The 13,683-nt window shown below is 34.7% G+C and carries 7 protein-coding genes; all 7 read left to right on the forward strand.

Features of this window, described 5'->3' with window-relative positions:
* Window positions 1–53: 53 nt before the first annotated feature.
* The 7 genes from JMI89_RS07825 to JMI89_RS07855 all read left to right on the forward strand — a co-directional run bounded on the left by JMI89_RS07825 (window position 54) and on the right by JMI89_RS07855 (window position 12,408).
* Entirely contained in the window at window positions 54–1,073 is a 1,020-nt protein-coding gene (locus JMI89_RS07825; RefSeq protein WP_220679743.1) for a hypothetical protein, read from the forward strand.
* A 286-nt stretch (window positions 1,074–1,359) separates the two neighbouring features.
* Complete coding sequence (locus JMI89_RS07830) at window positions 1,360–5,088, forward strand: DUF4132 domain-containing protein (RefSeq protein WP_220679744.1); 3,729 nt, start codon at window positions 1,360–1,362, stop codon at window positions 5,086–5,088.
* Complete coding sequence (locus JMI89_RS07835) at window positions 5,082–6,179, forward strand: AAA family ATPase (protein ID WP_187755066.1); 1,098 nt, start codon at window positions 5,082–5,084, stop codon at window positions 6,177–6,179. Before JMI89_RS07830 ends, JMI89_RS07835 begins: the two co-directional genes overlap by 7 nt.
* 12 nt (window positions 6,180–6,191) lie before the next feature.
* On the forward strand, window positions 6,192–8,732 hold the full coding sequence (locus tag JMI89_RS07840; protein ID WP_187755067.1) for a DUF5682 family protein: 2,541 nt from the start codon (window positions 6,192–6,194) through the stop codon (window positions 8,730–8,732).
* A 9-nt stretch (window positions 8,733–8,741) separates the two neighbouring features.
* The gene (locus JMI89_RS07845) at window positions 8,742–9,911 is read left to right on the forward strand and encodes a VWA domain-containing protein (RefSeq protein WP_187755068.1); all 1,170 of its coding nucleotides are present in this window, start codon (window positions 8,742–8,744) and stop codon (window positions 9,909–9,911) included.
* Window positions 9,908–10,297: a hypothetical protein gene (locus JMI89_RS07850; protein WP_187755069.1), complete on the forward strand. Its 390-nt coding sequence runs from the start codon at window positions 9,908–9,910 to the stop codon at window positions 10,295–10,297. Before JMI89_RS07845 ends, JMI89_RS07850 begins: the two co-directional genes overlap by 4 nt.
* Window positions 10,294–12,408 carry a hypothetical protein gene (locus tag JMI89_RS07855; protein ID WP_220679745.1) on the forward strand — a complete coding sequence of 705 codons (2,115 nt, stop codon included), beginning with the start codon at window positions 10,294–10,296 and terminating at the stop codon, window positions 12,406–12,408. The genes JMI89_RS07850 and JMI89_RS07855 overlap by 4 nt, the downstream gene beginning before the upstream one ends.
* Window positions 12,409–13,683: the final 1,275 nt, after the last annotated feature.

Consider the following 13,683-nt stretch of genomic DNA (forward strand, 5'->3'; position numbering starts at 1 on the left):
TAAATGTTATCGCTAAATAAATGAAACCAGCGTAGGAATAAATAGGCGTAAAAATGAATAACGACATCCGAAATATTTTGTGTTTTTTTATCTATTTGATGATTTCTTTTAATAGTTATGCAACAGGGATTGAAAAAACAACCTATTCAATAAGACGTGATATGCAACTTTTTTCAGTGGCTAAGATTGATTATCTTGCTCAAACTGATCCTTTTCTCTTTGTTTCTTTGTCGGATGTCATTCCTTATGGCGGTAATGATGAAAATATTCAATACATACCAGAAAAAAATTTAACCGACTCGCATCAATATCAATATAGTAAAAGGCAATATCTTATCACCAAACCATATCGCGCTAATCTTATGAAGGATCTTGGCTTATCAGAAAATGATCAGGTTTTTATCTACGATTATGCGCTGAATCGGTTAATTATGTTTAAAATAAGCGAACTTAAAGCATTAGCGGTGATTGATTTACTTAGTTATCAGCAAAATGGTCCTTTTTATGGTTACCAATATATGCTTGGATTTGCCATTACACCACCAAAAGCCTTTGATCCTGCTACCACATTAGTCTATTTCGGTAAACAAAATCCATTTGCGCAACAAAAATTGACACTGTTGAAATGGGAAAAAATTGATAATCAGCGATTTCCTAAAACGAATGACTTTGAAGTTGACTACTCCAAACCTATCAAATACTTATTAGATCGAATTACATTTTTAGCTAATGCAAATGGTTTACGTTATTTAGTACAATACTATCAAAATAGCCAGCGATTAATTATAGAAGATTCTAAGGCTAATATTATTGCTGATTTTATTCATGTTGTAGACGAAAATAATGATTTATGGTTTTTAAATGGTAACTACAATGGTATTTATTATACCAAACAATGGTCCGGTTATTTATTTGAAAATCAGTCGCTAGTCGTTTTTGGATTTGAGCGACCTTTATCGGGTTGTCCAACCATTAATTTTATTAATCCATCTTATGATAGATTAGTAATAAATTGTGATTATCGCCACTTGCAACCTATGAAGGATCTGAAATTTAAAAAAACAGATCAATAAAAAGGATTTCAAAATCATAAAATTGCAGTTCATCGAGTAAACAATATATATTTCTAAAAAATATAATTTTTAGTAAATTTATTTTTAATAAGGACAAACAATACCCACAGAACCGTGAGCAGAAGGTTATGCTGAATATATGGCAATGTTAGTGTAATGAGTTGCAATGATTCAGAATGGTAATAAAAACGATTTAGATGAAATAGTGCAAGTTTAAATTATTGCCATCAAAGATAAAATTACAATCATCAATACTTGAAATATTAAAATAAGATTGGAGAAAGGGATGTTTAAAACGTTAAAAAGTAAAATTTTGAATAATAATTCTAAAGAAGGGCAATTATTATTAGACATATTTGAACCATTGGATTCATTAGAAAAAAATATATCAAAGCAAATTACAAATTTTATTCTAAAAGGGGATGATATCGAGGTACTAAACCGTGTATATCAATTAGCAAGTAATCAACCCTTACATCAATTATTGGCCTATCCATGTAGCTCTGATAGGTATTATCTTGATAGAGATCTAAAGAAAAATGTTAAAGCCAGAATAAGATTCTATAAGGACTGGACCAATGTTTATTCATTGCAGCAAATTACGCGTTTTGGTAAAGTTTTAGCCGCTACCGATAGACCTGATAATCATATTAATGTTATCACACCAAAGCTACCATTATGGTTTCTATATTTGTTATTAGATGGATTGGTTACCACCCTCCCTAGGGGGGATATGGTGACAATTTTAGCTACTGAACGTAAAGCTTGGTCAATTAGTCAATTACATGATCTGCTTGAATTAGAAGAAGCGGGTTTGGGGCAAAAATTGCTATTTGCGATTTTTGATCGTCAAAACATCAAAGAATATTACCTCAGTGATTTTAAACATTTTTATCATTTTCAAGATTTATTACCTTATATAAACAAACATCTGGATATATTTAAATCTTTACCGGAGCAAGGTCTTTCGCTGTCAGGGGAAATAGAACAATTAAACTATATCGCCTGTCATCCAGAGCTATCTGTATTGACCATCGATTTGCTAGCTGAGCAATCAGTCAGCGAATTAAAGCGAATTAATGAAGTAGCAGCGACAATTTTAGTTAGTTCTCCGCAAGAAAGAGTACTAACCGAATTACAAACCATCTTAACCCAAGGGACTGCTAAGCAGCGTAGTAGGGCAGTAACCATACTGGCCAGATTATCTGCTGATCGAGAAATTTTTGACAATGCTCTACAGAAAGAAACCAATAAAACGGTAATTAAAGCACTGGAAAAGGCACTGTCGGCGCTAGAAAGTACTCAACAAGCTAAATTGCATGAGCTGGAATTAATTATTCCGCCTTACCAAACTATTACTGAAGTTGCATTGCCAGCTAGTGCACGAGAAATCATAAAGCAGAATTTTGTTGAACAGTTGGCAAAATGTGAGCAAAACGCGCTATATGAAATCGAAATGAATAAAAAAAATAACAGTAATTATCGCTATCAGCAATCTCATTTAGCCAAACTAAAAAAAGTCACTGAAACTGATCTCGATTCAATTTTTGATTATATCAATGGTAAGACAGAATTGTCGCAAAGTTTATTAAAAAAGAAAATCGATGAGAATTTCGACTTTATTTTAATAAAAGGTCGCTTACAAGCATTACCTGAATTTAACCTGTTTCACTTACTACGGATTCATAAACTTTCTTCTTCTGGAACATCACATTATTCTTTATTTACATTATTTGAAGAAAATACATTATTGTTACAGAGTGATTTACGACAAATTGTCGATGTGTTAAATAAAATAGATTATTGTTCTGATGCAAGTCGCTCTGTAGCGTATCTTTTTTTGGCTAATTCTTATTTTAATCTTACTTGGCACGTTGATTCGCATTATATTTGGCCATTTTTCGCAGAAAATTTAGTGTATATAGATGAGAGCTTGGGATTATTACCCCCACACGTTGATAAAGACTATGATAGTATTTGTTTAGATAAAGCTAATGCAATTGAAATTTTAAGTTTTTTCCCTAATATTCCAGCAAAATATGTTAGTTACTTACTCGAAATTGCTTTTGGCGATAATAAATCATTGCGAGTTTTAGCGCAAAAGGCTTTGGGTTCTTTACCAGACATTCATTATCGAGCAGAAGAAGCACTTTTATCCGCTAAACAGGATGTGCGAATTAATGCTGCACAATGGCTTGCCAAGCTCGGTCAAACTTCCTCGATTAAACCCCTTAAAGAGGCATTAAAAAAAGAAAAACGTGAAACCGTTCAAGCGGTCTTTCTAGTTGTGCTTGAAGATTTAGGAGAAGACATTAGCCAACATTTAACAAGTAAAAAATTATTAGATGATGCTCGTAAAGGATTAAAAGGTAAAAAACCTGCCGACTTAGAGTGGTTCGATGAAACACAAATACCGCCACTAACTTGGAAAACGGGGGAGACGGTAGAACCAGAAATTATTAAATGGTGGATATGGTTAGCTGTGAAATTAAAAGAGCCAGCTAACCCCTTATTATTCATATACACTCGCCTTTTGAGTCCACAAAGCCAACATCACCTGGGACTATTTGTGTTACAGTCTTTTATCCATAAAGATACCCTAGCACCGACCATTCAAGAGGCAGAAAGAGAAGCCAAACGAGGTGCGTTACGGCGTCAACAAGATTATTTAAACTACGCTAAACGTTATCCCGAATACTATGGACAATATGCAAATATGACACTGGAAGATGCTTTCGAGATGATCAAGAAGGAAGAGCTTGCGCGATTAATTGGGTCAGCTATTAAATTTAAAGGTTTACTCGCTTTAACCAGTGGCATTGAAGGTTCTTCCGTCGTGCCGATTTTGTATAACTACATGAAAGTGTTTTATAAACGACGTGCGCAAATTGAGGCAATGTTGGAATCGATAGCGAACAGCGATGACCCTCTCATCATACAGTTATTATTGTCAATTGCGCGTCGTTATCGTACCTCTTCTATACAAGAAAAAGCGAAATTATTGGTTAATAATATTGCTGAACGCAATCACTGGACACCTGATGAGCTGGCTGATCGAACGATTTCGACGGCTGGTTTAGATGAATCAGGCATACTACATTTAGATTACGGTGAACGTGAATTCACGGCTATTTTAGATCACAATTTTAAATGGATCTTAAAAAATCCCGAAGGTAAAGTGATTAAAGCCTTACCAGAAGGACGTAAAACTGAAGATGAAGAATTAGTGAAAGAAGCGAAAAAACAGTTTAGTAATAGCAAAAAAGAAGTTAAACAAATTCTTGATTTACAGATATCACGCCTATATGAAGCTATGTGTATCCAGCGCTATTGGACAATAGCGGATTGGCAAAAATATTTACAAGGTCATCCGATCATGAACCGCTTAATTCAGCGTCTTGTTTGGTTAGTGATTGATCAGCAAGGTAATATTTGTCAAAGTTTCCGACCAACCGAAGATGGCAGCTTGATTGATTTCGAAGATGATGAGTTAACGCTGAACGAAGACTGTAAAATCATACTGGCTCATGGCGCACTATTGACTCAAGAAATGGTTGAAAAATGGCAAACCCACTTCAAAGATTACAAAATTAAATCACTGTTTACTCAATTTGATCATCCTTTACCTGATCTCTCAGCGGTGAAAGATGGGATCATTAATGACTATAAAGGCTGGGTAACCGATACCTTTACCTTACGCGGTATTTTAACTAAATTAGGGTATAAACGTGATGATATCGGAGATGCTGGAAGTTTTGATGGTTATTATAAATATTTTAGTGGTAGTGAATTATATATTAATATTCAATTTAGTGGTAGTTATGTTCCTGAAGATAATATTCCTGCCGTGCTATATAGTCTGTACTTTAGTAAACAACATGGTTGGAATGATAAAGCAATTGATATCAATGAAATACCGCCGGTGCTATTAGCTGAAGGTTATGCGGATTATACGGCAGTAGCCAATGCATCAAGTGGCTATGATCCTGAGTGGGAGAAGAAAGCATTATGGTAAAAGTAACACAAGCAATTCGGTTAAGTGCTGAAGAACGTTATCGTGAAGAATTAAATCGATTAACCCAAATTGATAGCCAAAATAATAAGCCAGAAGGCTGGTTATTATCGCCGAAATCGGTACGGCAGTTTATATTAGGTGATGAAAATTTAGCTGTAAGCCGTAAATTTTTTGGTGATGATCCGTTGGTTGATAGGGCGATAGTTTCTCTACTTGGTAAGCAAGGCTTAATGCTCGTTGGGCAACCCGGCACAGCTAAATCGATGTTATCAGAATTGTTAGCGGCGGCGATAAGTGGTGACTCAAATCTAACTATTCAAGGTACGGCTGGTACAAGCGAAGATCATATTCGTTATTCATGGAATTATGCATTATTACTGGCTGAAGGACCAACTGAACGCGCATTAATAGGATCACCTATCTATCAAGGAATGAAGCAAGGAAAGATCGTTCGTTTTGAAGAAATAACCCGTTGCCAACCAGAAGTACAAGACATGTTAGTATCTTTAATGTCAGAAAAGAAAATGATGATCCCTGAAATGGGATCTAATAGTATGATCAGTGCCAAGCCTGGCTTTAATTTAATTGGCACGGCGAACTTGCAAGATCGTGGCGTACATGAAATGTCAGCCGCTTTAAAACGACGTTTTAATTTCGAAACCGTTAATCCAATTACAGATCAAAAATTTGAAATTGAATTGATCCAAAAACAGCTTACACAAGAGCTAGGTGATTTGATTACTCAGATCACTATTCCGATCGATGTGATTGAACTTTTAGTCACAACCTTTCAGGAACTTCGGGAAGGCGAAACTAGCCAAGGTACAAAAATCAAAACACCTGATGCTGTTATGTCAACCGCTGAAGCAGTTAACGTGGCCTATGCTTCGGCATTAGATGCCTACTATTTAGGAGATGGTACGTTAACGGGTGGACAAATCGCTAAACAACTTATTGGTGTGGTTTTAAAAGATAATGCTGATGATATTAAACGTATTCAATTCTATATGGATAATGTGGTACGTGAGCGTGCAAAAAAATCAGATAGTTGGCATTCATTTTATCAGGTATCAAAAACCTTCTGGAAATAATAGTGGATGAATATGACCAATAGTGAAACACGACTACCTGAGCGTTTGTTAAAAGCATTAGCTAATCAGCAGGCTTTACAGCAAGAACAAATCTACTTTGCACCGGTACGTCACCATAGTCCCGCTTGTAGTTATGCCGTTAGGCAGTTGATTAAACAAGTGAAACCGACACATGTTCTAATTGAGGCGCCGGCCAGCTTTTCTACTATGCTGGAAGTTTTATATGACAGCAGTATCCAACCCCCTATTGCCATACTCTGTCAAACAAAACTTAGTGCTAAAGCAGGAGCAGAAAAAATACAGCAGAATAATGTATTAACCGAGCAGAGGACGCATTCGGCATTTTATCCGTTTTGTGATTATTCACCAGAGTGGCAAGCAATGCGGATGGCAAAAGAACAGCATGCTATCGTTCAATTCATTGATTTACCTTGGTCTGAACAAATTCTTTGTGAAAAAAATACTGAACAAAGTCACTCATTACTTTCTGAAGTCTATTTAAAACATAGCCAATATATTAAACAGCTCCAGCAAAAATTGCATTGCCGAGATCATGATGAAGTTTGGGAACATCTTTTCGAATTAAGACAATATGATGATATTGCTAATTGGCAAAAATTTTTCTTAGATACATTTATTTGGTGTGCCATGGCACGCTTGGATTATGAACCTGAATCACTTGAAGCAGAGGGTACATCGCAACGTGAACAATATATGTTAACTGCGATAGCACAATTAAAACAAGCTCAGCCGGATGTGAGTATTGTAGTGGTAACAGGAGGATTTCATACATTAGGACTTCTGGAAGGATTGTGGCAAAATCAACTCGTTTTTCCAACAAAATCATCCATAACCCAATTTGAGCGTCAACAAAAAAGTGCTGAACAAGATCAATCATGGCTTATCCGCTATAGTTATGATCGATTAGATGCTTTAAATGGTTATGCATCAGGGATGTTATCACCTGCATTTTATCAAGCTTCTTGGCTATCTATGCTCGATTATGAACAAAATCCGCAGCAATATGGCACGAGTAAATCTAATCGACAAAAGCATGTATTACAGTTTTTATCAATAATTGCTGGTCAACTACGGAAGCGATCACAATTTGATGATGTGGTTGGGTTTGTTCCATTACGATCTGCAATCGAACAAGCTTGTTTATTGGCTGAGCTGCGTGGGCATGATGGTCCAGGACGTTTTGATCTACTTGATGCCATTCAATCGGCATTTATCAAAGGTAGTGTTCACGATATGCGAAGTGAGTTTTGGCAAATAGTTATCAATTGTTTATCAGGTAATCAATTGGGACATATTCCAGATGGTACAGTATTGCCGCCATTAATTCATCATGTTTATACAACATTGAAAACATATCGTTTTAAATTAGAAGATACCCAACCGAAATTGTCTCATATCGATATTTATCGCAAACCTGAGCATCGGCAACGTAGTCGTTTTTTACATTTAATGGCTTTTTTAGAAATTGGTTTTGCCAAACGTCTTGATGGTCCCGATTATATACATGGTCAGCGATTATCGATTATGTTTGAAGATTGGCAATATGCTTGGACCCCAATGGTTGAAGCCAATTTGATCGAATTATCTGACCAAGGTACTGAGCTAAAGCAGATCGCTATAAAAAAATTGCATTGGCAGACAGAACAATTAGCGCAAAAAGGTTTATCACAATCAAGTGGTCATGCAGTGAGCAGTGTAGTTCAAGCCGCGTTAATGGGACTTCAATCCTATTTTAGACAGGTGTTAAACGATCTGAGATATTTTATTGAAAGTGATAATGATTTAGATTCGTTAATCAGTTGTGGTGACCAGCTTCTTTATTTATGGCAGGGGCGAACTTTCTTAGAACTTAATGCTAATGATACATTATTGACGCTATTAGCTAAAATTCCTGCACAAGCCTTCTTTTTGTTTGAACGTTTTAAACAATCTGAAGAAGAGCAACAACAGCAAAATCTAAAGTTATTACTATCATTACGAGATTTTATCACTAATTTACCTGAACCGCTGGATAAGAAACAGCTTAAACAAGATTTTTATCAAAATCTATATCGTATACGCCAAGGTTTAAATTCAGCGCCGTTATTGCGAGGTGCAATCGATGGTATCAGTTACATAGATTCTTATCTTAGTGAAGTAGAATTAGAGAACGCGATAAAAACGGCATTTGCTATTGGTGCAGAGGGCGAACAAGCGACTAATTATTTCCTTGGAATCATGCAAAGTGCGCCGGAATTAATTCTTTACTCGACTATCTTAATTGATAGTTTGGATCATTTAGTCAAAACTTGGCAAGTTGAGAACTTTATCACAATGCTGCCTAATTTACGCTGTGCATTTAGTCAACTCACACCTAAACAAAATGTTATTTTAGCTGAGAAAATTGCCAGAAAATATGGTATTGAACATGAGGGTTTAGATCTTCAACCATCTGAATTTACCGAAAATGATCTTAAAACAGCTATTTCTTTAGAGTTATTGATCACGGATCATATTAAAGAACAGCATTTACAAAACTGGTTTAAACAATAGAGGTTTAACATGACAAATCATGATTCAGCCAGTGAGATAACTAACGCTGAACATCTAAAGCGCTGGCGACTGATTTTGGGCAAATATGCTGAAGAACATTTAAATCAAAATCAATTTAATTCAACCGATAAACAAATTTCACAGTCGTTGGATTATCTTTACCAACACGAATATCGTCGTCGCGGATTGCTCACTGAAAAAGAAGGGCAGGAGAAAAGCCAAGCAGGGGGGAAAGAAAGCTCAATTTATAATACGGTTAATTGGCTTAATCAATCACGTAAGTTATTTCCCCAAAGTACCTTTGAACGGATGCAATCACAGGCGATTGAGCGATATGGATTACAAGAAATTTTAAACGATCCCAAAGCAGTCCGATCGTTAGAACCCAATATTAATTCACTTCGTTTGTTGATGAATCTACGTGGTAAATTAAACAATGAAATGCATAGTGCAATAAAAGATGTATGCCAAAAAGTTGTCGATGAAATTTTACAAAAGATTCGCTCGCATTTCATCAGAGCGATAACCGGTAAAAAAAATCGTTTTAACCGATCGCAGATTAAAATTAATCAAAATTTTGATTGGCGTGCTACGATTAAAACAAATTTAAAACATTATGATCAGGTTAAGCAACGAATCACAATCGAGAAAGCCATTTTTAATTCACGTTCAAATCGACAGTTGGCTTGGGATATTATTTTATGTGTTGATCAAAGTGGTTCAATGGACAGTTCGATCATCTATTCGGCGGTTTGTGCTAGCATTATTGCTAAATTACCGGCGGTAAATTTAAAGTTATTTGTATTTGATACTCAAATCGTTGATTTGACTCATTTAGCACATGATCCGGTTGAAGTATTAATGACCGTACAACTTGGCGGTGGTACTGATATTGCTAAAGCGCTTGACTATGCTGAACAAAGAATAACCAATCCACTAAGAACAGTATTAGTATTGATTAGTGATTTTTGTGAAGGAGGAGCCCTAAATCATTTATATAATACCGTTGCAAGAATCAACAGCGAACGGGTTAAGATGCTAGGTTTAGCCGCATTAGATGAGAATGCTGAGCCTGTCTACGACACGCAAATATCTCAACAATTGGTTAACCGCGGTATGCATGTTGCTGCCTTAACACCAGAACATTTTGCTAATTGGTTAGCAGAGGTAATGCAATGAATAACTATCAAGTTTATCTAAGTTTTGACAATGCTATGTTGAAACAATACACCAATACCGAACAATTACTACGAGCACATAAAGATATTGCCGCAAATAAAATAATCTTGCTTGAAAAGCAGCAAGATGCAATAACGTTTAAAATAGGAAGTCAGCAAGTGAAACTTTCATCGCAAGGGATTCACATGGCCAGTTGTAGCTGTCAAGCCCATGGTCATTGTGCACATATAATTGGCGCTATATTATGGTTACAAGCCAATGCAGCTAGCTTGGACATTCAATTTACCCCTATAAATCAATCAGATCACTATTTCAATGAACAATCCTATTTAGACATTGATTTTATAGCGCATTTATTTTCAATCGTAACTTGGATATTCAAATGAGTTGGTACAAAGTCTATTTAAATTATGACCAAGATGCACTGGCAATGTATGCCAATATCGGACTAATTCGTCGGGCACGTAAAGATATCGAGGCAAATAAAATCACCTTGATTGAACAACAACATGAGGCTATGACTTTTGCTGTGGATGGACAAAATGTTACACTTTCATCGCAGGGTATCCATAATGCCAGTTGTGACTGTCCGGCTCATGGTCATTGTAAACATATCATTGGTGCTGTGTTATGGTTACAAGCAAATACTGATCGTTTAGCTCTAGAATCACAATCTGCTATTGATGTTATATCTAATGATCAGCAACCTAGCCAACAAGTTCGTGCTACAGTCGATGTCATATCTGAAATACTCTCTTTAGATGTCAAAAAACTATTAAAAAATTTTGGTAAAGCTGATATACGTTTAGCTTATCAATTGGTTTTTGATTGGCAGGAGCAAAATAGTATTAGCATACAGCAACAAGATGGGCAATTACGTTTTAGTATAGCAGAAAGTAGCACTCCTATAATCTATATGGCTGGGGCAGGTTTTAATGGTATGATTTCTGAGTTGCCGGCAAAACAAAAAAAAGCGGTGCATTTAGCGCTGATTGCTTATCTATTCCAACAACATCAACAAGCATGGGCTTGGCCCGAAGATTTGGCTAACACGCAAAATGACATCGGCAGACTTTCGTCTGATGAAATGGCATTGTTAGAACAAATTGAATCCTATATTCATGCGTTAATTCACCATGGATTGTTCCATGTTACACATAGCCAAGCTAAACAAATACAACTGCTTAATATGTCGGCGCGATCGCAAGGTCTTCCCAGATTAGCTGCTATGCTCAGGCATCTCTGTAAATTAGTGGAACTTATGGCAGATCGCCATTTTTCGGTAGATGAGCAAGATATTTTGCTTTTTTTAGCGCAGCTAAGTGGTTATATCAATATGTTATTAAATCATCAAGGTCAACAATTATCGGTGCTACGTGGGCAATTAAAACGTAACTATCAAACAGAAAAACAAACATTAGATTTATTACCATTGGGGGGTAATTGGTGGCAAAGTAGAACCGGCTCATTGGGAGCAACGTTTTATTTTTGGGATAAGAAACAACAACAATATTATGAAACAACCATAGCCAGAACTAATAGAAGCGATAGTAATTTTAATCAGCACTCAATATGGAATACGGCATCGCTTTGGCAAATGATGCCAAGTGCATTAATGACACACGCTTTTACACTTGATCATCCACGTTTATCAGTAGAAGGGAAACTTGCTAGCAGTGGTTCGAAAGTAACATTACAAAAAACCAGTTGGCAGCATCAAGATTATGAACAATTTAAAGCTAAGGTTGGTTTTAACAATTGGTCAGAATTAAGTCATTATTTACAAAAAAACACGGTGGATAATACATTATTAAATGAAGTCATTTTTATACATATTACTAATTTTGAGCAACCAAAGTTTGATGAAGTTGCGCAAAGCTTAATTTGGTGTGTTGAAGATAATCAACAAAATCAGCTTTTATTAAGAATATTTTGGTATGGGCAACAACAAAAACGTTTGGATCTCTTACATATATTTCTAAAAGCAGGTAATCGACCATTGACGGTACTAGTAAAATGCATAAGGAATGACAATTGCTTAGATCTCGAACCCTTTGCCTTACTTTATAAACCGTTGTTAGATGAAGATATCAATACGTTCAGTTTAGACTTCAACAATATTGAACAAGAACAAAAGGATAAATCAATACTGAGTAAACTGTTAGCTCGTTTCAAATTATCCGTGGCATCAAACACAAAATTCAAGCCAACGCATTACATGCAAAGTACCTTATCAACAATGATAATCCAACCTCTTTTAAATTTACTCCAAAGCTTGACTTGTTCAGGTCGATTGGAACTAGCGACTTACCATAAATCACGATTGATTCAGCTGAAAAATGATTGTAATACTTTAGGGTTAACAACACTTAGCGAAGTGTTAGACAAAATCGAACAAAACCAACAAGTAAACATTGATCATATCCTTCAAGCGGTTTATCTATGTAATTTAATAAGTCGATCTCATTATGAGCTCCCTATAAAGTTAAATGTATAATCATAATACATCCCGTGAGAGTTTACTGTTAACAACGTTCTAACAATATGCAAGTTTAAGCGTTGTTACCAATTTTAATATAATATTATTATGCTAATTCAAAATAAGTTTGATATGACCGAAAAATAGCTAAATTTGCTCAAAAACTTAACGCTTAAATGCGCATTGTTTATGATAAATATTTTTAAATACTAAATGGATATTATTTACGGTTAAAGATAGATATATTATTAATTAGAAACCGATTTATTTAAAATCCTTTTACTTTGTTAATATGCAAAAAATATGGGAAAATTTCTATTAAATAGACTCACTTCGCAACAGTATTATTAATTTATGTTTAAGACAACATTCAATTAATACCTTTTTATAGTAACCCTTACTGAACAATAGCGTACTAAATGAAACCCTTTATTTGATAGCAATGAAATTTAAAGCAGTTGGAATGTTTAAAGGCTTGATATGTTAATTGTATGCATTAGTGTATGAATAATATGCTGACAACAAATTGCGTTTTTTTTATTAATTAATAAGCCAGCCTATGGAAATTATGGTCCATCGATAAGTTAACAATTAATGATATTGGGAGTGTAGAAAATGATATTTGAACTAAAGATTTTTAAGAACATTCTAAAAGCGCTTTCATACTAATAAACTATTTTTACAGAATGTAAAAAAATTCAAGATAAGAAAAAAGTTGCTGAGCTTCATGGAATTTAAAAGAAAGCTTAGATTAAGAGGTTAATTTCAAAAAATTAAAATCATTTGTCAACTAATTTGATTTATTTATATTACTTTAGGTTAAGCATAAATGTTTAAATAGAAATAATGATAACTATATGCGTAACGCTAATTAATTGACTTTATGTGATTTTTAATATAATATTTGATTTAAAACTTGTTTTATATATTATTAATTTTGTATGTAAAATTAATTAAGTCTTTAGCCAAACTGTCGGTTGTCAGTTTATTTAAGTTCATACATCAGAAGTTTCTATCGATTAAACTAATTGGTATTAACTAATTAGTTAATAAGTTTTTAACGTAGACATAATTTTGTCTTTTGTTATAATTTGAATTAATTATTCAATAAAAACATGGTGTTATAATAAATATCGCGTCGTTTAGCAAGAGGTGCCTCAACTTAGAGATACTTCTTGTGTAAAATTATTATTAAGAAAAATTCGAAATAGCTTGCTATCTGTCATGTTATGTGCGTTAATATGCACAGCATACGACGTGCAGCTCTATTAAAGCATTAGAATTTGAAAATAA

It is taken from the genome of Frischella sp. Ac48, from assembly GCF_019641635.1.
Lineage (GTDB): Bacteria > Pseudomonadota > Gammaproteobacteria > Enterobacterales > Orbaceae > Frischella > Frischella japonica.